At 65.4% G+C, this 22969-nt stretch carries 11 protein-coding genes, 2 tRNA genes and 2 rRNA genes; 10 read left to right on the top strand and 5 right to left on the bottom strand.

The annotated features are described in order from the left end of the window. Positions 1–43 precede the first annotated feature (43 nt). From ACZ5PP_RS07650 to rrf, 4 genes are all read left to right on the top strand, one after another. Positions 44–120, top strand: a tRNA-Ile gene (locus ACZ5PP_RS07650). 22 nt (positions 121–142) lie between these two features. After that, positions 143–218, top strand: a tRNA-Ala gene (locus ACZ5PP_RS07645). 289 nt (positions 219–507) lie between these two features. Beyond that, a 23S ribosomal RNA gene (locus tag ACZ5PP_RS07640) occupies positions 508–3394 on the top strand. A gap of 117 nt (positions 3395–3511) precedes the next feature. Continuing rightward, a 5S ribosomal RNA gene (rrf, locus tag ACZ5PP_RS07635) occupies positions 3512–3625 on the top strand. Positions 3626–3846: 221 nt separating this feature from the next. Here the strand turns inward: rrf and ACZ5PP_RS07630 are convergent. Next, entirely contained in the window at positions 3847–4554 is a 708-nt protein-coding gene (locus ACZ5PP_RS07630; protein WP_464826935.1) for a fumarylacetoacetate hydrolase family protein, read from the bottom strand. A 163-nt stretch (positions 4555–4717) separates the two neighbouring features. Between ACZ5PP_RS07630 and purL the strand changes: the two genes are divergently transcribed. The 6 genes from purL to ACZ5PP_RS07600 all read left to right on the top strand — a co-directional run bounded on the left by purL (position 4718) and on the right by ACZ5PP_RS07600 (position 15042). Next, a complete protein-coding gene (gene purL, locus ACZ5PP_RS07625) occupies positions 4718–8653 on the top strand; it encodes a phosphoribosylformylglycinamidine synthase (protein ID WP_012585865.1) in 3936 nt (1311 codons plus the stop codon). A gap of 118 nt (positions 8654–8771) precedes the next feature. After that, the gene (locus tag ACZ5PP_RS07620) at positions 8772–10097 is read left to right on the top strand and encodes an HD-GYP domain-containing protein (protein ID WP_012585864.1); all 1326 of its coding nucleotides are present in this window, start codon (positions 8772–8774) and stop codon (positions 10095–10097) included. A 2-nt stretch (positions 10098–10099) separates the two neighbouring features. Continuing rightward, positions 10100–11404: a GGDEF domain-containing phosphodiesterase gene (locus tag ACZ5PP_RS07615; RefSeq protein ID WP_004317833.1), complete on the top strand. Its 1305-nt coding sequence runs from the start codon at positions 10100–10102 to the stop codon at positions 11402–11404. Between the two features lie 76 nt (positions 11405–11480). Beyond that, the gene (locus ACZ5PP_RS07610) at positions 11481–11897 is read left to right on the top strand and encodes a DUF2946 domain-containing protein (protein WP_004317831.1); all 417 of its coding nucleotides are present in this window, start codon (positions 11481–11483) and stop codon (positions 11895–11897) included. Positions 11898–12089: 192 nt separating this feature from the next. Beyond that, complete coding sequence (locus ACZ5PP_RS07605) at positions 12090–12560, top strand: copper chaperone PCu(A)C (RefSeq protein WP_004317828.1); 471 nt, start codon at positions 12090–12092, stop codon at positions 12558–12560. Positions 12561–12741: 181 nt separating this feature from the next. Beyond that, positions 12742–15042: a TonB-dependent receptor gene (locus tag ACZ5PP_RS07600; RefSeq protein ID WP_273424487.1), complete on the top strand. Its 2301-nt coding sequence runs from the start codon at positions 12742–12744 to the stop codon at positions 15040–15042. Between the two features lie 74 nt (positions 15043–15116). Here ACZ5PP_RS07600 and lpdA read toward each other — a convergent pair whose 3' ends face one another. The 4 genes from lpdA to ACZ5PP_RS07580 form a co-directional block, all read right to left on the bottom strand. After that, a complete protein-coding gene (gene lpdA / locus ACZ5PP_RS07595; protein WP_464826934.1) occupies positions 15117–16934 on the bottom strand; it encodes a dihydrolipoyl dehydrogenase in 1818 nt (605 codons plus the stop codon). Between the two features lie 93 nt (positions 16935–17027). Beyond that, positions 17028–18728 carry a dihydrolipoyllysine-residue acetyltransferase gene (gene aceF, locus ACZ5PP_RS07590; protein ID WP_464826933.1) on the bottom strand — a complete coding sequence of 567 codons (1701 nt, stop codon included), beginning with the start codon at positions 18726–18728 and terminating at the stop codon, positions 17028–17030. 21 nt (positions 18729–18749) lie between these two features. After that, positions 18750–21431: a pyruvate dehydrogenase (acetyl-transferring), homodimeric type gene (gene aceE / locus ACZ5PP_RS07585; RefSeq protein WP_464826932.1), complete on the bottom strand. Its 2682-nt coding sequence runs from the start codon at positions 21429–21431 to the stop codon at positions 18750–18752. Positions 21432–21614: 183 nt separating this feature from the next. Next, complete coding sequence (locus ACZ5PP_RS07580; RefSeq protein ID WP_004298192.1) at positions 21615–22862, bottom strand: ABC transporter substrate-binding protein; 1248 nt, start codon at positions 22860–22862, stop codon at positions 21615–21617. Between the last annotated feature and the right edge of the window lie 107 nt (positions 22863–22969).

Raw genomic sequence — 22969 nt, 5'->3', positions numbered from 1 at the left:
TCCACAACTTATCGGTTGTTCAGGCGAGAAGAGCCTCGGATGAGGGTCTGTAGCTCAGCTGGTTAGAGCACCGTCTTGATAAGGCGGGGGTCGTTGGTTCGAACCCAACCAGACCCACCAATCAAGGGTTGCTCGAGACAGGGGGGCTGTAGCTCAGCTGGGAGAGCGGCGGCTTTGCAAGCCGTAGGTCGTCGGTTCGATCCCGACCAGCTCCACCAGGACTGTCCAAGCAACAGGTTCGAGAAGTAAGAGATGTCGATGGCGCTCGAAGATCGTGGCGTCGTCATCTCTTACTTCTTGGTCGGCAGCTTCGGCTGTCGCGCGTAGAGGTTTGCTCTTTAACAAAGTGGAAGAAGTGTAGTACGTACCGAGCCGGTGCGTACTGCAAGTTGTGTGATTGCATCGATCCAGGCTGAGCTTGTCAGCGCAGGCTGGATCGCACAAACGAGTTCGTTCCTGTACGCGGGCCTTCGGGATGGCAACATCGAAGAGGGTCCAAGGTTATAGGATCAAGCGACTAAGTGCATGTGGTGGATGCCTTGGCGATCACAGGCGATGAAGGACGTGTAAGCCTGCGAAAAGCGTGGGGGAGCTGGCAATAGAGCATTGATCCCACGATGTCCGAATGGGGAAACCCGGCCCGCAAGGGTCATCTCACACTGAATACATAGGTGTGTAGAGGCGAACCGAGCGAACTGAAACATCTAAGTAGCTCGAGGAAAAGAAATCAACCGAGATTCCGTAAGTAGTGGCGAGCGAACACGGAAGAGCCTGCACGACTAAACCATCAGCTTAGCAAAACGGTCTGGAAAGTCCGACGATACAGGGTGATAGTCCCGTATGCGAAAAGCCGGTGGCGGGTCTGAGCGTGCGACAAGTAGGGCGGGACACGAGAAATCCTGTCTGAAGATGGGGGGACCATCCTCCAAGGCTAAATACTCGTGATCGACCGATAGTGAACCAGTACCGTGAGGGAAAGGCGAAAAGAACCCCGGGAGGGGAGTGAAATAGATCCTGAAACCGCATGCATACAAACAGTGGGAGCCTCGAAAGGGGTGACTGCGTACCTTTTGTATAATGGGTCAGCGACTTACGTTCAGTTGCGAGCTTAACCGAATAGGGGAGGCGTAGCGAAAGCGAGTCTGATAAGGGCGTCAGAGTAGCTGGGCGTAGACCCGAAACCGGATGATCTATCCATGGCCAGGATGAAGGTGCCGTAACAGGTACTGGAGGTCCGAACCCACTAACGTTGAAAAGTTAGGGGATGAGCTGTGGATAGGGGTGAAAGGCTAAACAAATCCGGAAATAGCTGGTTCTCCCCGAAAACTATTTAGGTAGTGCGTCGTACGGACACTTGCGGGGGTAGAGCACTGTAATCGTTGGGGGGGTCATTGCGATCTACCCCGCGATAGCAAACTCCGAATACCGCAAAGTGATATACGGCAGACAGACATCGGGTGCTAACGTCCGGTGTCAAGAGGGAAACAACCCAGACCGCCAGCTAAGGTCCCAAATGCATGGCTAAGTGGCAAACGAGGTGGGAAGGCATAGACAGCTAGGAGGTTGGCTTAGAAGCAGCCATCCTTTAAAGAAAGCGTAATAGCTCACTAGTCGAGTCGTCCTGCGCGGAAGATGTAACGGGGCTCAAGCCATGAACCGAAGCTGCGGATGTGTCTTTGACACGTGGTAGGGGAGCGTTCCGTAAGCCTGCGAAGGTGTCTCGTAAGGGATGCTGGAGGTATCGGAAGTGCGAATGCTGACATGAGTAGCGATAAAGGGTGTGAAAAGCACCCTCGCCGTAAGCCCAAGGTTTCCTGCGCAACGTTCATCGGCGCAGGGTGAGTCGGCCCCTAAGGCGAGGCAGAAATGCGTAGTCGATGGGAAACAGGTCAATATTCCTGTACCGCTCTTAGATGCGATGGGGGGACGGAGAAGGTTAGCTCGGCCATCTGTTGGAATAGGTGGTTTAAGCGTGTAGTCGTGCCGCGTAGGCAAATCCGCGTGGCTTAGATGAGGCGTGATGACGAGGATCCTCGGATCCGAAGCGAGTGATACCCAGCTTCCAGGAAAAGCCTCTAAGCTTCAGTCTAAGAGTGACCGTACCGCAAACCGACACAGGTGGGCTGGTAGAGAATACCAAGGCGCTTGAGAGAACTCAGGAGAAGGAACTCGGCAAATTGATACCGTAACTTCGGGAGAAGGTATGCCCCTGGTACGTGAAGGCCCTCGCGGCCGGAGCGGAACGGGGTCGCAGAGAATCGGTGGCTGCGACTGTTTATTAAAAACACAGCACTCTGCAAACACGAAAGTGGACGTATAGGGTGTGACGCCTGCCCGGTGCCGGAAGGTTAAGTGATGGGGTGCAAGCTCTTGATCGAAGCCCCGGTAAACGGCGGCCGTAACTATAACGGTCCTAAGGTAGCGAAATTCCTTGTCGGGTAAGTTCCGACCTGCACGAATGGCGTAACGATGGCCACACTGTCTCCTCCTGAGACTCAGCGAAGTTGAAATGTTTGTGAAGATGCAATCTCCCCGCGGCTAGACGGAAAGACCCCATGAACCTTTACTGTAGCTTTGCATTGGACTTTGACGGGACTTGTGTAGGATAGGTGGGAGGCTTTGAAACCGGGACGCCAGTTCCGGTGGAGCCAACCTTGAAATACCACCCTGGTGTCGTCGAGGTTCTAACCCAGGCCTGTGAATCCAGGTCGGGGACCGTGCATGGTGGGCAGTTTGACTGGGGCGGTCTCCTCCCAAAAGGTAACGGAGGAGTACGAAGGTCACCTAGGTACGGTCGGACATCGTACTGATAGTGCAATGGCAAAAGGTGGCTTGACTGCGAGACCCACAAGTCGAGCAGGTGCGAAAGCAGGTCATAGTGATCCGGTGGTTCTGTATGGAAGGGCCATCGCTCAACGGATAAAAGGTACTCTGGGGATAACAGGCTGATTCCGCCCAAGAGTTCACATCGACGGCGGAGTTTGGCACCTCGATGTCGGCTCATCACATCCTGGGGCTGTAGCCGGTCCCAAGGGTATGGCTGTTCGCCATTTAAAGTGGTACGTGAGCTGGGTTTAAAACGTCGTGAGACAGTTTGGTCCCTATCTGCCGTGGGCGCTGGAAGTTTGAGAGGGCCTGCTCCTAGTACGAGAGGACCGGAGTGGACGCACCCCTGGTGTACCGGTTGTGACGCCAGTCGCATCGCCGGGTAGCTATGTGCGGAAGAGATAACCGCTGAAAGCATCTAAGCGGGAAACTCGCCTCAAGATGAGACTTCCCCGGGGCCTCGAGCCCCCTGAAGGGTCGTTGAAGACCACAACGTTGATAGGCCGGGTGTGTAAGCGTGGCAACACGTTCAGCTAACCGGTACTAATTGCCCGTGTGGCTTGATCCTATAACCTTCAAAACAAAACGAACTCAACCCCCTGGTTGCCAAAACAACGCAACCAGACAATCACACAACACTTCTTCCTAACTTTGGCCTGCAAACCACGCAGGCAACAAGTCAAAGTCTGACGACCATAGCTGTGTGGAACCACCCCTTCCCTTCCCGAACAGGACCGTGAAACGCACATGCGCCGATGATAGTGAGGTCCGCCCTCGTGAAAGTAGGTCATCGTCAGACTAACCACACCAACACAACGCCCCACGCACACATCCGTGCCTGGGGCGTCGTGCCGTCTACGCAGAACGCAACGGCAGCCCGCGACGCCAGCGCCGGGCGCCGACCCGGGCTGCGAACGAAGCCGGCCTGCAAACGTTACGGTGCAGGACCGCCGCAAGGCAAGAATGCGGCCGTGACGGCATGACGACTACGCCGAGGTGACGGCGGACTTCCTCCTTGGCTTATTCGGCCTGGCCGATCTCGAACTCTATTTTGCCTGCCCCTTGCACCGAGCCTTCCAGGCGATCTCCCGGTCGGACGGCGCCGACGCCTTCCGGTGTGCCGGTGTAGATCAGATCGCCAGGCTGCAGGTGGTAGTAGGACGACAGATCGGCGATGATCTCCGGGATGCTCCAGATCATGTCGGATAGATCGGCACGCTGGCGGACTTCACCATTGACCCTTAGCACGATCTCCCCGTTGCGCAGGACCTGGCCGGCGGCGGGCTGGATTTCGCCGCACACGGCCCCACTCTCCACGTTCTTGGCGAGATCCCAGGGATTGCCCCTGGCCTTGGCCGTGGCCTGCAGGTCGCGCCGGGTCATGTCGAGGCCGCAGGCATAGCCGTAGATCATGCGCCGGGCGGAGGATTCGCTGACGCGGAAACCGGGCTCGCCGATTGCAACCACGAGTTCCATCTCGTGATGGTAGTCGCGGGTTTCGGGTGGGTAAGGCGCCGTACCGCCCGAGAGGGCGAGGTTGGCGGAGGACTTGGTGAAGTACACCGGGCGCATGCTGGCCTTGTCGACCGAGCTGCCCATCTCGATCGCGTGGGCCTGGTAGTTGCGGCCGACGAAGAACAGGCGATTGACCGGGAAGCGGGCGCCGGTACCGCGGACGGGCAGGGACACGGGCGCCGGGGGCGTCCACAGGTAGTTGATTTCGGGCATTTCGGGCCTCTTGACCATCGAGCCGCGGAGTCTACAACGACCGGGGCGGCCGAAGGGGCTCGGTTATAATGCGGGCCTGCCCGCGGACACCCCATCGGGGATCACGGTGGCCTGTACTGGCGCCTGTTCCGCACTGCCCGTATCCGACCCGGTTCTCGAGAACATGACTTCGATCCTCAAGCTGCGTGGCGCCCCGGCGCTGTCCTCCTCTCGTCTGGAACGTCTTTCCCGCGCCGTCGGCGAGGTGTTGCCCAAGCTGGCCGGACTGGCCGCGGAGCACTGGTACTTCGTCGAGGTCTCGGCTGCGCTGGACGAGGCGGAGCGTGCGCGTCTGGTGGATCTGCTCGACGCCGGGCCGGCAAGCACGGCAGCCCCCACCGGCACGCTGCGCCTGGTGGTGCCGCGCCTGGGCACGATCTCGCCGTGGTCGTCCAAGGCCACCGACATCGCGCACCAGTGCGGTTTCGATAAGATCGTGCGCATCGAGCGCGGCATCGCCTATTCGATCGACGCGCGCGGGGTGGACGGCAACACCGCGCTGGCGGCGTTGCTGCACGACCGCATGACCGAGTCGGTGCTCGACAGCATGCAGGCGGCCGAGGCGCTCTTCCACCACTACCAGCCGCAGCCGCTCACGACCGTGGACATCCTCGCCGGTGGTCGCGCCGCGCTCGAGCGTGCCAACGGCGAGCTCGGCCTCGCGCTGTCCGAAGACGAGATCGACTACCTGGTGGAGAACTTCAGCCGCATGGGGCGCAACCCCACCGACGTCGAGCTGATGATGTTCGCCCAGGCCAACTCCGAGCACTGCCGGCACAAGATCTTCAACGCCGACTGGGTGATCGACGCGCGGCCGATGGAGAAGTCGCTGTTCGGCATGATCAAGGACACGCACAAGGCCCACCCCGAGGGCACGGTGGTGGCCTACTCGGACAACGCCTCGGTGATCGAGGGCGCGCGCATCGCCCGCCTGTACCCGGACTCGGACGGCGCGTTCCGCTACCACGACGAGGACACCCACATCCTCGCGAAGGTCGAGACCCACAACCACCCGACCGCGATCTCGCCCTTCCCGGGCGCGGCCACCGGCGCCGGCGGCGAGATCCGCGACGAGGGTGCGACCGGCCGCGGCTCTCGTCCCAAGGCCGGCCTGGCCGGCTTCACGGTTTCCAACCTCAACATCCCCGACTTTGGCCAGCCCTGGGAGAAGCCCTACGGCAAGCCCGAGCGCATTGCCTCCGCGCTCGACATCATGATCGAGGGCCCGATCGGCGCCGCCGCCTTCAACAACGAGTTCGGCCGCCCCAACCTCGCCGGCTACTTCCGCACCTTCGAGCAGGCAGTGCAGGGTGAGGTGCGCGGCTACCACAAGCCGATCATGATCGCCGGCGGCTTGGGTAGCATCCAGGCTCGGCAGGCCGAGAAACCCACCTTCCCGCCGGGCACGCTGCTGATCCAGCTTGGCGGCCCGGGCATGCTCATCGGCCTGGGTGGCGGCGCGGCCTCGTCGATGGCGACCGGCACCAACACCGCCGACCTCGACTTCGCCTCGGTGCAGCGCGGCAACCCCGAGATCCAGCGCCGCTGCCAGGAGGTCATCGACGCGTGCTGGCAGCAGGGCGAGAACAATCCGATCATCGCCATCCACGACGTCGGTGCCGGCGGCCTGTCGAACGCGATGCCCGAGCTCGCCGATCACGCCGGCCTCGGCGCCCACTTCGAGCTGCGCGAGGTGCACATCGAAGAGCCGGGCATGAGTCCGCGCGAGATCTGGTCGAACGAATCGCAGGAGCGCTACGTGCTCGCGATCGCGCCCGAGAGCCTGCCGATGTTCCAGGCCTTCTGCGAGCGCGAGCGCTGCCCCTTCGCGGTGCTTGGCACCGCCACCGCCGATGGCCACCTCACCGTGTCCGATCGCCACTTCGGCAACAAGCCGGTGGACATGGACATGAAGGTGCTGCTCGGCAAGCCGCCGAAGATGACGCGCAACGTCTCGCGGCGCGCGGTGCATCTGCCGCCTTTCGACACCACCGGCTTCGATCTCCAGGAGGCTGGGATGCGCGTGCTGCGCGTGCCCGCGGTGGCCAGCAAGAGCTTCCTGATCACCATCGGCGATCGCTCGGTCGGCGGCCTCACCGCGCGCGACCAGTTCGTCGGGCCTTGGCAGGTGCCGGTGGCCGACGTCGCGGTCACCGCGATGAGCTTCCAGGGCTACCGCGGAGAAGCCTTCGCGATGGGCGAGCGCACGCCGCTGGCCTGCGTCGATGCGCCGGCATCGGGCCGCATGGCGATCGGTGAGGCAATCACCAACATCGCCGCCGCCGACATCGAGAAGCTCGGCGACGTCAAGCTCTCCGCCAACTGGATGGCTGCCGCCGGCCACCGCGGCGAGGACGCGCGTCTTTACGACACCGTAAAGGCCGTGTCCGAGTTCTGCGTCAGCGCCGGCCTGTCGATCCCGGTCGGCAAGGACTCGCTGTCGATGCGCACTGCCTGGCGCGATGGCGAAGAGGACAAGCAGGTCGTCGCTCCGCTGTCGCTGATCGCCACCGCCTTCGCCCCCGTGCAGGACATCCGCAGCACGCTCACGCCGCAACTGCAGCTGCATGAAGGCGTGGAGACCGAGCTGCTGCTGATCGACCTCGGCAACGGCAAGAACCGCCTCGGCGGCTCGGCCTTCGCCCAGGCTTACGAGTCGGTCGGCGAGCATGCGCCGGATGTCGATCCCGCCCAGCTCGCAGCGTTCTTCGAAACCGTGCAGCGACTGCGCCGCGACGGCCTGCTGCTGGCCTATCACGACCGCTCCGATGGCGGCCTCTTCGCCACCGTGTGCGAGATGGCCTTCGCCGCGAAGTGCGGCCTGTCGCTGATCCTCGATACCGTCTGCTACGACCCCTACATGATGGACGTCGATGGTCTGGAGAAGAAGCCGGACACGCTCAAGGGCCGTTTCGACGACCGCCTCTTCGCCGGTCTCTTCGCCGAGGAACTCGGCGCGGTGATCCAGATCCGCCGCGACGACCGCTCCCGCATCACCGAGGTGCTGCGCGCGGCCAGGCTCGCTTACCACTTCATCGGCGAGCCCAACGACAAGGATGAGATCCGCTTCCGCCGCAACGCCAAACTCGTGTTTGCCGCCAGCCGGGTCGAGCTGCTGCAGGCGTGGTCGGAGACCAGCTATCGCGTCGCCAAGCTGCGCGACGATCCCGAGTCGGTGCAGCAGGAATTCGACGCGCTCGCCGACGCCGGCAACCCCGGCCTGTCGGTGGCGCTGTCCTTCGACGTCAAGGAGGACGTGGCGGCGCCCTTCATCGCCAGCACTGCGCGTCCCAAGGTCGTCGTGCTGCGCGAGCAGGGTGTCAACTCCCAGTTCGAGATGGCGGCAGCCTTCGAGCGTGCCGGCTTCACCCCGGTCGACGTGCATATGTCGGACCTGCAGGCCGGTCGCATCGACCTGGCCGACTTCCATGGCCTCGCAGCTTGCGGCGGCTTCTCCTATGGCGACGTGCTCGGCGCCGGGCAGGGCTGGGCCAAGTCCATCCTGTTCAACCCCCGCCTGCGCGACGAGTTCGCGGCTTTCTTCGGGCGCAGCGACACCTTCGCCCTCGGGGTGTGCAACGGCTGTCAGATGATGGCCCACCTCGCGCCGATCATCCCCGGCGCCGAAGCCTGGCCCACCTTCCACCGCAACCGCAGTGAACAGTTCGAGGCCCGCTTCGTGATGGTGGAGGTCGCAGACAGCCCCTCCATCCTGCTCCAGGGCATGGCCGGCAGCCGCATGCCGATCGTGGTCAGCCATGGCGAGGGCAGGGCGGTGTTCCACAGCGAGGCCGACCGCGAGCGCGCCCTCCTGGCGCTGCGCTACGTGGACAACCACGGCAATCCGGCACAGACCTATCCGGCCAACCCCAACGGCTCGCCGGAGGGTGTGACGGGCTTCACCACTGCCGACGGGCGCTTCACGATCATGATGCCGCACCCCGAGCGCACCGCGCGGACCCTGCAGATGTCGTGGGCGCCGCAGTGGCTGGTCACGGACAGTCCCGACGCCTCGCCCTGGCTGCGCATGTTCCGCAATGCCCGCTTGTGGCTCGGCTGATTGCAGGGACCACGCGATCCGGGTAACGCGATGTGAGTTTCCGCTCAAGCCGCCGAAGCGTCAGCCGTTAAGAGGTTCCGGCTGGTCACGGTGGCGGACAGCATTGCGGGGGAATGGATTGAACCAGACGATTTCGACGCGCGAATTGAAGATCGGCATGTTCGTCGTCGCTATCGATCGTCCATGGACCGAGACACCATTCATGATGCAGGGCTTCCTGCTGGAGAATGTCGACCAGCTCCGGGCCCTGCAGCACTACTGCCGTTCGGTCACGATCGATCGCACACGCTCGATCGGCGACCAGTACAGCGCCAAGGTCTTCGACAAGGACGCGCCCCTGCGTGGCGCGGACGGGTTCGTGCGCAAGCACCCCGACGTCACCGAATCGCGTGTCGGGGCGCAGCGCTTCATCAAGGTCGCGCGCGGCTTCAAAGGCAAGATCCACACCCTCCGTCAGCCGCACGTCCCGCGCATCCGCATCGAGGACGGGCGCAGCCGGCTCGAGTCCGAGCTGCTCTACTCGGCACCGATCGTCGATGACGTGTTCCGGGCCTTGCGCGAGACCCAGCTCGCGATCGACAGCAATGTCGCCATCGACGTCCCCCAGATCAGCGGCCTGGTCGGCGAGATGGCCGCCGGCGTGCAGCGCAACCCCGACGCACTGCTCTGGCTCACCCGCCTCAAGCGCACCGACCAGTACGCCTACGACCACGCGGTGAACGTCTCCGTGCATGCGATGGTGTTCGCGCGCTTCTTGGGCCTGAGCGGCAAGCAGGTGCATCAGCTCGGCCTCGCCGGCCTGCTGCAGGATATCGGCAAGGTGCAGATCGACTACGGTCTGCTCAGCAAGCCCGGGCCGCTCGACGAGCGTGAGTTCGAGCACGTCAAGGCCCATGTCACCCACACGGTGCGCCTGCTGCAGGCGCACCGGGACTTCGACGCCGAGGTGCTGGCGACCATCGCTGCGCACCACGAGCGCTTCGACGGCACCGGCTACCCGCGCGGGCTCGAAGGCATGAGCATCCCGCTGCCGGCGGAGATGGCCGGCATCACCGACGCCTACTGCGCGATGACCCGCGACCGCGTCTATCGCGAGGCCGTCTCCAGCCAGCGCGCCATGGAGACGCTGAACCAGCTGCGCAACACGCAGTTCCGCGACACCTTGGTCGACCAGTTCCTGCAGTGCATCGGCCTCTATCCGATCGGCACCCTGGTCGAACTCAACAGCGGCGAGGTCGGCGTGGTGATCCAACAGAACCAGGTGCGCCGATTGCAGCCGCGTGTGCTCGTGCTGCTCGCCCCCGACAAGAGTGTGGAGCGCTTCCCGCGCACCCTCGACCTGCTGATGCAGCCCGACACCGCCGACGGCGAGCCCTATCGCATCTTGCAGGCGCTGCCGCCCAACGCCTTCGGCATCGATCCCAACGACTTCTTCCTCGCCTGAACATGGATTCGCTGATCCCCAACGGCTTTCTCTCCGCGCTCACCGAGGTCTCGGCGCGGATGGCCGAGATCGCGACCGAGGGCCGGGGAGTGGGGGTCATCTCGCTCTATGCCCAGCCCGATGCGGCGCTCTATCGCCTCCCGCTCGAGCACCTGCGCCGCTTCGAGCGCGCCATGGAGCGTCAGATCCGCGCCCAGCTGCGCAGTCGCGACCGCCTGTTCGCGGTCGATGGCAAGGAATGGCTGATCGTGCTGCCGAGCGTGGCCAGCAGTGCGGTCCTCACACTCGGCATGCTGCGCTTCGAGCAGACCTTCAACGATGGCCTGCTGGTGGTCGACGGCCTCGACCTGCCGGTACGCGTGGTGTGCGGCGCGGCGATGTCGCCCGACCACGGCAAGGACGGCTTCCACCTGCTGCAGTCGGCACGCATCGCCGGTCTGGTCGCCGGGCGTGCGGACGGCGGCAGCCTGCTCTTCGAAGCCTCGATGGAGCGCAGCGCGCCCAACGTCGCCCTGCTCGAGCGCGACCTGCGTACCGCGTTTTCCGGGGGGCCGGAGCTCGAGCTCTGGCTGCAGCCCAAGGTCCACCTCGCCAGCACGGAGTGCCGCAGCGCCGAGGCCTTGCTGCGCTGGCGCAACAGCGCGGGCGAATTCGTGCCGCCCCCGGTCGTGATCGGCCTGATCGACCGCTTCGGCCTGCGTCACCGTTTCAATCGCTGGCTGTTCCAGCAGGCGGCGCAGGTCCTGCACGAGTTGCGCATGGAAGGCCTGGAGATCGACATCTCGATCAATCTCTCGGCGACGGACCTCTACGACGCCGAGGTGCCCGACCTGATCGGCCAGGCCCTGTCGACCTGGAACCTCGAGGCGGGCCGGCTGTGTCTGGAGATCACCGAGACCAGCATGATGGACGAGCGCTCGGGCAGCAGCGTCTCGGAGGTGCTCCAACGCTTGCGCCAGCTCGGTGTCGCCCTGTCGATCGACGACTTCGGCACCGGCTTCTCGGGCATGAGCCGGCTCAAGCGGCTCGCCGTGCAGGAGGTCAAGATCGATCGCAGCTTCGTCATCGACCTGCTCGCCTCGGCGCGCGACCGCGAGATCGCCGCCGCGATCATCGACCTCTCGCACCGTCTCGGCATCGAGGTCACTGCCGAGGGCGTGGAGGACGGTCGCACCGCCGAACTGCTCGCCGGCATGGGCTGCGACTACATCCAGGGTTTCCTGCATGCCCCGGCCCTGCCGCTGACGGATTTCGTCGCCTGGGTGCGCGCTCGCGAATGCATCGGCCGGCAGCCGGTGCAAACCTGACCACGATCAATTCAAGCACGGACCGATCCGGTAGAATCCGCCGTGTTGTTGTGGCTTCCACGGATCCGATCCCCCCATGCAGCGCTTTCGTCATCGTCTTCACGTCTGGATCGCGATCTTCGCGATGGCGTTGAGTGCGCTGGCGCCGGCAGCGAGCCGCGCGATGGGGCCCGACGACAACGGCCGCTACCTCGTGCAGATTTGCTCTGCCGTCGGGATGGAGTGGGTGGAACTGAGTGTCGACGAGGCCGCCTTCCATGGTGACGTCGGTGCGATGAACGCCGACTCCGATTCGCACCCGTCCTCCCTCCCGCTCGAGGAGTGTCCTTACTGTCTCGCGCAGTTCGGCAACGTGCTGGCGCCCGCGGCCGACCTCTCGCCTTCCTTCGCCGTCGCCGGCGGGACGCCACTCCCCACGCTTTTCCTCGTCGCCCCGCGACCGCTCTTCGCGTGGTCGTCCGCGCATCCGCGCGCGCCGCCCGCGCGCGCCTGACCCTGCGCACGCGCGAACGCCGCGCGTGTTCCCCGTAGCGGTCCTTTCCCCCGCCCGAAGTCCCTTCCTCGCCCGCCGGCCTGCCGGTCGTGCGAGCCCTTCGCACGCAAACCCGCGTTCTTCGCTGTCTTTGCCGGAGCGCGCCGGCACGTCGCGTGCGGACCGCAATCCTCCAACGATCGGAGATCCACGATGCAGAAGTCGTTCCTGGCCGCACCGCTGCTGGCCGCCCTCGCCCTTTTCGGCAGCGCCGTCGCTCACGCCGAAGTCACCGTCGCCGAGCCTTGGGTGCGCGCCACCGTGCCCGCGCAGAAGGCCACCGGGGCCTTCATGCGCGTGAAGTCCGACACCGACGCCCGCCTCGTGTCCGCCGCCTCGCCGGTCGCTGGCGTGGTCGAGATCCACGAGATGCTCATGGACAAGGACGTCATGAAGATGAACCGCATCCCCGGGCTCGACCTCCCTGCCGGCAAGGACGTCGAACTCGAGCCTGGCGGTTACCACGTGATGCTGATGGATTTGAAGGCTCAGGTGAAGGAGGGTGACCAGGTGCCGGTGACGCTGACCGTCGAGAACAAGGATGGCAGCCGCCAGACCATCGAGCTCACCGCGCCGGCACGTCCGCTCAATGCGCCGATGAAGATGCAGCACGGCAAGCACTGAGCCTCGGGGATCACAGCGATCCACCGACGTGCATTCGGGCCGCCCTGACCGCCGCGGCCCGCGAGTTTGCTTTTCGACAATCGAATCGATGTCCGATCGCCCGCGGGCGATCGGCAGGGCGTTCTCATGCCTGCGATCCGTGTGGGTCCGGCGGAAGGCCCGATCAACGAGAACACTCATCATGAAGAAGAACTTTCGACGTCTGCCACTCGCCGTGGCGATTTCCCTTGCGCTGCCGGCGCTCGCCCTTGCCCAGGAGACGACGCTCGGGCGCGTCATCGTCACAGCGCCCGAGGCCGCGGCCACTAACAGTGGAACCGTGGTCAACGCCCCTGCACTGCAGTCTCTGAAGCCCGCCACCAGTGATGCTGCGTCGCTTCTTCGCGATGTGCCGGGCGTGAGTCTCTACGGCTCGGGCGGGGTTTCCAGCCTGCCGTCGATTCGCGGTCTGGCCGACGATCGCATCCGCATCAAGGTCGACGGCATGGACCTGATCGCGGCCTGTCCCAACCACATGAACCCGGCACTGTCCTACCTCGACCCCTCCAATGTCGGCCTGCTCGAGGTCTATCCGGGCATCTCGCCGGTGAGCGTCGGCGGCGACAGCATCGCCGGCACCATCGTTGCCGAATCCAAGGCGCCGGTGTTTGCCGAGGACGGCAAGACGCTGATGACGGGTGAGGTCGGGGCGTTTTACCGCAGCAACGGCAATGCACGCGGCGGTAATCTCGGCGCCACTTTCGCAAGTGATTCGCTGAGCGTCAGCTATGCAGGTTCGACGGCCGAGAGCGACAACTACGAGGCCGCGCGGGCGTTCAAGACGCGGACGGCGACGGGCCGGGTGGGGCATACCTTGGCGCTCGACGAAGTGGGCTCCACCGCCTACAAGAGCCGCAACCACGAACTCGGCTTCGCCTTCAAGGGCGGCGACCACCTGTTCGAGGCCAAGGTCGGCCTGCAGGACATCCCCTATGAGCTGTGGCCGAACCAGCGCATGGACATGCTCGAGAACGACCAGAAGCGTGTGAACCTGCGCTATCAGGGCAAGTACGACTGGGGCAAGCTCGAGGCGCGCGCCTACCACGAGAAGGTCGAGCACTTCATGGATTTCGGTGCGGACAAACGCTACTGGTATGGGGGAAGCGTAGCGAACGACGTCATCATCGGCTCCGGAGGCCCGACAGTTCTCAACGGTACGCCGTGTTCGCCGCTCAGCCCGTCCTGCGCAGCGGGCATGCCGATGAACACCGAGAGCAAGAACACGGGCTTCGCGCTCAAGGGCGACGTGGATCTTTCGGCGACCGACCTTCTGCGCGTGGGCGCCGAGATCCAGCGTTATCGTCTCGACGACTGGTGGCCGGCATCGGGCGGCGGGATGTGGCCGAACACCTTCTGGAACATCAACGACGGCGAGCGCGATCGCAACGCGGTCTTCGCGGAGTGGGAGGCGCAGCCGAGTGCGCAATGGACCACCCTGGCGGGCGTGCGCTACGAGCGCGTGAAGACCGATACCGGTCCCGTGCAGGCATATAACAACGCTGTGGCCCCTGCCACGATGCTCGTGCCCGCTTTCAACAGCGCTGATCGCGAACGCACGGACAACAACTGGGATGTGACGCTGCTGGCCAAATACACCGTCGATCCCACGCTCGACGTGGAGGTGGGTTTCGCGCGCAAGGTGCGCTCGCCCAGCCTCTACGAGCGCTATAGCTGGTACAGCCGCGGCATGGAAATGCTGATGGTGAACTGGTTCGGCGACGGCAACGGTTACATCGGCGACATCAACCTCGAGCCCGAGAAGGCGCGCACCGTATCGGCGACCTTCGACTGGCACTCGATCGACCGCAAATGGGAGCTGAAGGCGACGCCGTTCTACTCGCGGGTCACCGACTACATCGATGCAGTACGCTGTCCGACGAGTCTCGGCGGGTCATGCTCGGCCGCCAATCTCTCCGCGACCAACAGCTTCGTCTTCCTGCAGCTCGCCAACCAGTCGGCTCGCCTGTACGGCATCGACCTCTCGGGCCGCATGCCGCTGGCGAGCACGCCCTATGGCGAATTCGGGCTGCGTGGGGTGCTCAACTACACCGACGGCAAGAACCGCGAGACCGGCGACAACCTCTACAACATCATGCCGCTCAACGTGAAGCTCACGCTGACGCACCAGCATGGTGGCTGGGACAACGCGCTCGAGTGGTTCGCCGCACAGTCCAAGGACGACATCTCGGCGGTGCGCAACGAGCAGGAGACCTCGGGCTACAACCTGGTGAACCTGCGGACGAGCTATTCTTGGAAGCAGGTGCGCGTCGACTTCGGCGTGGAGAACGTGTTCGACAAGTTCTACTACCTGCCGCTCGGCGGCGCCTATGTCGGCCAGGGAACGACGATGACCAGCAACCCGGTCGGCGCGGTTCCGCTGTGGGGCACGCCGGTCCCGGGTGCGGGCCGTTCGATCTACGCGGGCATCAACTACAAGTTCTGAGTCATTCTTCAGACGATAAAAAACCCCGGTCCCGCAACAGCGGCACCGGGGTTTTTTCTGCTGCCCGCGAATGCTTACTTCTTGCGCATCGGTGGCAGGTCGGTGCAGCTGCCGTGGGCCACTTCGGCGGCCATGCCCACCGTCTCACCCAGGGTCGGATGCGGGTGGATGGTCTTGCCGATGTCGGTGGCGTCGGCCCCCATCTCGATGGCCAGGCACACCTCGCCGATCATGTCGCCGGCCGACGGCCCGACGATGGTGCCGCCGATCACGCGGTGAGTCTCGGCGTCGAAGATCAGCTTGGTGAAGCCGTAGTCGGCGCCGTTGGCGATGGCGCGCCCGCTGGCCGCCCACGGGAACTTGGCGGTATCGACCTTCTTGCCCTCGGCCTTGGCCTGCGCCTCGGTGTAGCCGACCCAGGCCACTTCCGGATGGGTGTAGGCCACGCCCGGGATCACGGTGGCGTCGAAGGCCGCCTTATGGCCGGCTGCCACTTCCGCGGCGACGTGCCCCTCATGCACTGCCTTGTGGGCGAGCATGGGCTGGCCGACGATGTCGCCGATCGCGAAGATGTGCGGCACATTGGTGCGCATCTGCGCATCCACCGGGATGAAGCCGCGCTCGCCGACGATCACGCCCGCCTTCTCGGCGCCGATCTTGTTGCCGTTGGGCGAACGGCCTGCCGATTGCAGGATCATGTCGTAGCGCACCGGCTCGGCGGGGGCTTTCTCGCCCTCGAACTTCACCCACAGGCCGTCGTCCCTGGCCTCGACCGCCACGGTCTTCGTCTTGAGCATGATGTTGTCGAAGCGGTGGGCGTTCTGCTTCTCCCATACCTTCACGGCGTCGGCGTCCGGACCCTGCATCAGGCGGTCGAGCATCTCGACCACGTCGATGCGTGCGCCCAGGGTCGAGTACACCGTGGCCATCTCCAGGCCGATGATGCCGCCGCCGATCACCAGCATCTTGCCCGGCACCTGACGCAGCTCGAGCGCACCGGTGGAGTCGACGATGCGCGGGTCGCGCGGCAGGAAGGGCAGGTGCACCGCGGCCGAGCCGGCGGCGATGATGCAGTTGCGGAACTTCACCACCTTCTTCGCGCCGGTCTTGTCCTGGCTCGCGCCGGTGGTCTCCTCGATCTCGAGGTGGTTGGGGTCGAGGAAGCTGCCGTAGCCGCGCAGGATGTCGACCTTGCGTGCCTTGGCCATGCCGGCGAGCCCGCCGGTGAGCTTGCCGATCACGCCGTCCTTGTGCTTGCGCAGCGCGTCGACGTCGACCGAGGGCTTGGCGAACTGGATGCCGGCGGTATGCACGTGCTCGGCCTCCTCGATCACCGCCGCGACGTGCAGCAGCGCCTTGGACGGGATGCAGCCCACGTTCAGGCACACGCCGCCGAGCGTCGAATAGCGCTCGATGATCGCGGTCTTGAGGCCGAGGTCGGCGGCGCGGAAGGCCGCCGAGTAGCCGCCCGGGCCGGCGCCGAGCACGATCATGTCGTATTCGGCGTCGGCGCCGCCGGCGTGGCTCGCCGCCGCCGGGGCGGCGCTCGGCGTGGCCGCAGGAGCGGCGGAAGCCGCGGAGGGTGCAGGTGCGGAGGCCGGCGGGGAGGCAGGCGCCGTGTTCGCGGCTTGCGCCGCTCCTGCAGCGGCACTGGCGGCTTCGAGCCGGATCAGCACCGCGCCCTCGCCGACCTTGTCGCCCAGGTTGACCAGCACTTCCCTGACCACGCCCGCGGCGGAGGACGGCACGTCCATCGTGGCCTTGTCGGATTCCAGCGTGCAGATCGCATCGTCCACCGCGATGCTGTCGCCGACCTTCACGAACAGCTCGATCACCGGCACCGCATCGAAATCGCCGATGTCGGGCACCTTCACTTCAATCATTTGACTCATCTTCATCACCTCGTGAGGAGTTTCCGGAAGAGGAAGGCGTCGGGGGGAGGAGCTTTTCGCCCCCCGACCCCTCACGCCTCACTCCTCACCGTGTCAGAGCATCACCCGGCGGAAGTCCGCCAGCAGTTGCGCGAGGTACACGTTGAAGCGGGTGGCCAGCGCACCGTCGATGACGCGGTGGTCCGCGGTCAGCGACATCGGCAGCGTCAGGCGCGGCACGAAAGCCTTGCCGTCCCACACCGGCTTCATCACCGACTTGTTCACCCCGAGGATGGCCACTTCGGGCGCATTGACGATGGGTGCGAAGTAGGTGCCGCCGATGCCGCCGAGCGAGCTGATCGTGAAGCACGCGCCCGACATGTCGGCCGGGCCGAGCTTGCCGTCACGGGCCTTCTTGGCGAGCGCGCCGGTCTCGGCGGCGATGTCGAACACGCTCTTCTTGTCGGCATCCTTCACCACCGGCACGACCAGGCCGTTGGGGGTGTCGGCCGCGAAGGCGATGTTGAAGTACTTCTTGTAGACCAGGTTGTCGCCATCGAGCGAGGTGTTGAACTCGGGGAACTCCTGCAGCGCGCGTACCGAGGCCTTGATGATGAAGGCGAGCATGGTGAGCTTCTTGCCCGACTTCTCGTACTCCTTGTTCATCTGCACCCGGAAGGCTTCCAGGTCGGTGATGTCGGCGTCCTCGTGGTAGGTCACCGCCGGGATCATCACCCAGTTGCGGGCGAGGTTCTGGCCGGAGATCTTCTTGATGCGCGAGAGCGGCTTGACCTCGATCTCGCCGAACTTGGCGAAGTCGACCTTGGGCCACGGCAGCAGATCCAGCCCGCCACCCAGGCTCACGCCCGCCGCGGCGGCGGCCGGGGTCTTGCCCGGGACCACGCCGCTCGTCATCGCCGCCTTTATGAAGCCGGCGACGTCTTCCTTGAGGATACGACCCTTGGGACCGGTGGCCTTGACCTGGCCGAGATCGACGCCGAGCTCGCGCGCAAACGCGCGTACCGAGGGGCTGGCATGCACCTTGCCACCGAGCGTGACCGCAGACGGGGCGGCGGGCGAGGCGACCGGCATCGAGGTCGGGGCGCTCGCGCTCGGGCCGCCGTCGGCGAGCGGGGCGGCGCCGGGTGCGCCCGCAGGAGCGGCGCTTGCCGCGAGCGGAGCGGGCGCAGGCGCTGCATTCGCGCCTGCCGCTGCTCCCGCAGCGGCCGTCTCGACCTTGATCAGCACCTTGCCCTGGCCGACCTTGTCGCCGAGGGCGACCAGCACTTCCTTGACCACGCCGGCGGCCGACGACGGCACGTCCATCGTCGCCTTGTCCGATTCGAGCGTGGCGATCGCGTCGTCCACCTTGATGGTATCGCCCACCTTCACGAACAGCTCGATGATGGGCACGGCGTCGAAGTCGCCGATGTCGGGCACCACCACCTCGACCACGCCGCCACCGGCCGCCGCGGGGGCTGCCGGAGCGGGCGCCGCTGCAGGTGCGGCAGCGGGGGCTGCAGCGGACGCGGGTGCGGCGGCCGCAGCCGGCGCCGGGGCCGCCGCTGCGGCGCCCGCCGCCTCGAGCTTGATCAGCACCGTGCCCTCGGACACCTTGTCGCCGATCGCGACCAGCACTTCCTTGACCACGCCGGCGGCCGAGGACGGCACGTCCATGGTGGCCTTGTCGGATTCGAGCGTCGCGATCGCGTCGTCGACCTTGATGGTGTCGCCCACCTTCACGAACAGCTCGATCACCGGCACCGCGTCGAAATCGCCGATGTCGGGCACTTTCACTTCAATGAGTTGGCTCATGTTCTCAGTCTCCTTGCGCGCTCAGACCGACATCGGGTTCGGCTTGGACGGGTCGAGCTGGTACTTGACCATCGCGGCGGCGACCTTGTCGCGGCCGATCGTGCCCGCGTCGGCCAGCGCCTTCAGCGCCGCCAGCGTCACCCAGTGGCGATCCACCTCGAAGAAGTGGCGCAGCTGCTCGCGGGTGTCCGAGCGGCCGAAGCCGTCGGTGCCCAGCGTGACGAAGCTGCGGTCGAGCTGCGAGCGGATCTGCTCCGGGAACATGCGGATGTAGTCGGTGGCGGCGACGACCGGGCCTGCGAAGCCGGCGAGCTTCTGCTGCACGTGGGTCTTCTTTGGCTCCTCCATCGGGTGCAGCAGGTTCCAGCGCTCGACGTCGTGGCCGTTGCGGGCCAGCTCGTTGAAGCTGGGCGCGCCCCAGATGTCGGACTCCACGCCCCAGTCGGCCTTGAGCAGCTCGGCGGCGGCGATCACCTCGCGGAAGATCGTGCCCGAGCCCATCAGCTGCACGCGCGGCGCCGCGGCCTCGCCGCCCTTGCGGAACAGGTAAAGGCCCTTGAGGATGTCGGCTTCGGCGCCGGCGGGCATCTCGGGATGTTCGTAGTTCTCGTTCATCACCGTGATGTAGTAATAGACGTCCTCCTGCTCGGCGAACATGCGGCGCAGGCCGTCCTGCACGATCACCGCGACCTCGTACTGGAAGGTCGGGTCGTAGCTGATGCAGTTGGGGATCATGTTGGCCATGATCAGGCTGTGGCCGTCCTCGTGCTGCAGGCCTTCGCCGTTCAGCGTGGTGCGACCGGCGGTGCCGCCGATCAGGAAGCCGCGCGTGCGCTGGTCGGCCGCCGCCCAGCACAGGTCCATGGTGCGCTGCAGGCCGAACATCGAATAGAAGATGTAGAACGGGATCATCTGCACGTTGTGCACGCTGTAGGCGGTGCCCGCAGCGATCCAGTCGGCCATCGCGCCGGCCTCGTTGATGCCTTCCTGCAGCACCTGGCCGGTCTGGCTCTCCTTGTAGAACATGAGCTGGTCATGGTCTTCCGGCACGTAGTTCTGGCCCTGCTGGTTCCAGATGCCGTACTGGCGGAACATGCCCTCCATGCCGAAGGTGCGGCTCTCGTCCGGGACGATCGGCACGACGTGGCGGCCGATCTGCTTGTCCTTCAGGAGCGTGTTCATGATGCGCACCACCGCCATGGTGGTCGACAGCTCGCGCCCCTCGCCCGAGGCCTTGAGCAGCGCGGCGAAGGCGTCCAGGCCGGGGATCTCCAGCGCAGCGGCCTTGCGCCGGCGCTGCGGCAGGAAGCCGCCGAGGTCCATGCGGTGCTTGAGCAGGTACTTGTGCTCGGGCGAGTCCTCGGCGAACCTCAGGTAGGGCAACTCCTCGAGCTTGTCGTCGGGCACCGGCAGGCCGAAGCGGTCGCGGAAGCGACGGATCGCCTCGACGTCCATCTTCTTCTGCTGGTGGCTGATGTTCATCGCCTCGCCGGCCTGGCCCATGCCGAAGCCCTTGATGGTCTTGGCGAGGATCAGCGTGGGCTGGCCCTTGTGCTCGGAGGCGGCCTTGTAGGCGGTATAGATCTTGAACAGGTCGTGGCCGCCGCGGTTCAGGTTCCACACCTGCTCGTCGGTCCAGTCGGCCACCAGCGCGCGCAGCTCGGGGGTGTTGAAGAAGTGCTCGCGCACGTAGGCGCCGTCCTTGGCCTTGAAGGTCTGGTACTCGCCGTCGCAGAGTTCCATCATGCGCTGCTTGAGGAGACCCTTCTTGTCGCGCGCGAAGAGCGCATCCCAGGCCGTACCCCAGATGACCTTGATGACGTTCCAGCCCGCGCCGCGGAACTCGGACTCGAGCTCCTGGATGATCTTGCCGTTGCCGCGCACCGGGCCGTCCAGGCGCTGCAGGTTGCAGTTGATCACGAAGACGAGGTTGTCCAGGCCCTCGCGGCCGGCCATGCCGATCGCGCCCAGCGATTCGACCTCGTCGGTCTCGCCGTCGCCCAGGAAGGCCCACACCTTGCGCTGCTGCGCGCGTGCCGGATCGATCAGGCCGCGGCTGGCCAGGTATTTCATGAAGCGCGCCGAGTAGATCGCGCACAGCGGACCCAGGCCCATCGACACGGTGGGGAACTGCCAGAAGTCGGGCATCAGCCAGGGGTGCGGGTAGGACGAGATGCCCTTGCCGCCCACTTCCTGGCGGAAGCTGTCCATCTGTTCTTCGGTCAGACGGCCCAGCATGAACGCGCGCGCATACACGCCCGGCACCGAGTGGCCCTGGAAGTAGATCAGGTCGCCGTCGTGCGCCTCGGAGGGCGCGTGCCAGAAGTGCGAGAAGCCCACGTCGTAGAGCGCCGCCGCCGAGGCGAAGGAGGCGATGTGACCGCCCACGTTGGTGTCCTTGTTCGCCCGCACCACCATCGCCATCGCGTTCCAGCGGATGTAGGAGTGGATCTTGATCTCCAGATCCGGATCGCCCGGGTAGGGCGGCTGGCGCTCGGCCGGAATCGTGTTGATGTACTCGGTCGTGGCCGAGTAGGGGATGTTCACCCCCTCCTGGCGCGCCGTGGCGATCAGGGTCTCGATCAGGTAGTGGGCGCGCTCGGGGCCTTCGTGTTCGACGACGGCGGCGAGCGCGTCCAGCCATTCCTTCGTTTCCTGCGCATCCGTGTCGGTTTGCGGGAGAACGGTGCTGATTCCGGTCATGGTTTGTCTCCTCATGACGTTCAGTTGGCGATTCCTGTCTGGCGGGACAGGCGGGTTGTTGGTTACGGGCACGACCATGCCGGCTGCCGCACGGTCAGCGTTTCAAAATATAAAACGTCTTTTCGCAATGTGCAATATGTTTTCACCTGGTGAACACGAAATCGGCTCCCTGATCGCTCGCGCTCATGGTCCCGGCCTCTCCGGCGCCGCCTCGTGGGCGAACACCACGGCGCCGTCGCGGATCTCGCCGAGGTGGATCTGGCGCGCGCTGCGCAGGGTTTCGTGGTTGTCGCGGGAGAAGGGGCGGCGATAGCGCATGATCACGCCATCGACCTCCGCATCCAGGTTTTCGAGCGCCTCGCGGATGCGCGGACCGTCGAGGCTGCCGGCCTGGCGGATCGCCGCGGCGAGCAGCTGCATCGAGTCGTAGCCCTGTGCGGCCGCCGGTGGCACCGGGATACGCACGCTGCCGGTGGCGCGCTCCCACGCCGCGAGGAAGGCCGCCTGCGCCGGGCTGCGTGCCTCGGCGATGAAGGTCTGTGGCATGCGTGCGCCCTCGGCGTTGCGGCCGGCGAGTTCGATGAAGCTCGACATGGCCAGCGTCCAGCTGCCGATGATCGGCACCTGCCATCCGAGGCGGGCCATCGAGTTGGCGATGTGGGCGAGCTCGGGGCCGATGCCATAGGTGAGCACGGCTTGCGCACCGGCGGCGCGTGCGCGTTCGAGCTGCGGTCGCATGTCGGTCTCGCGCAACTGGAAGCGCTCGACCACCACCGCGGTCCGCCCGCGCGTGCCCAGGGCTGCGATGAGATCCTGGCTTCCCAGCACCCCGTAGTTGGTGGCGTCATGCAGGATCGCGAGCCGGGTCAGGCCGCGCCGGCCGACAGCCTCCTCGACGATCACCGCGGCCTGCAAGGTGTCGCTGGCGGAGACGCGGAACACGTAGTTCTCGGTGAAATCGGGGGGCTGGAACTGCTTGGTGATCAGCGAGCCGGTGGCGACCGAGGTGATCACCGGGATGCGCGCCATCTGGTAATGGCGCTGGCTGGCGAGCGCGACACCGGTATTGACGATGCCCAGTCCGGCGGTGACACGTTCGCGATGGATGAAGTCGCGCACGATCTGCGCACCAAGCTCGTTGCTCGCCTCGTCGTCGCGCTCGACGAGCTCGATGCGCCGACCGAGCAGGCCGCCGCCGGCGTTGAGCTCCTCGGCGGCGATGCGGATGCCCTCGCGCATCGACAGCCCCATCGGCGCCGACGGACCGGAGAAGGGCCCCGACACGCCCACCCGGATCGGTGCCCGCTCGCCGCCGCTCGGGCGTGCGCCCGCGCCCACGGCCTCTGCCGGGACGGCCTGTGCCGACAACTGCGGCGCCAGGAGCAGAAGCGTCACGAAGGCGCGCCCGAGCAGCGCGAGGAAGGGTTTCATCCTTGCACTGTAGGCAGCGTGAACAAGCGCACAAATTGGCGGAAACCCCATCGCCGTCTGCTGCGCTGCCGCATCCACACCGGGTATGCGTCCCCCGATCAGGGTTA

It is taken from the genome of Thauera sp. DNT-1, assembly GCF_055393985.1.
This window is presented reverse-complemented; position numbering and strand designations above follow the sequence as displayed.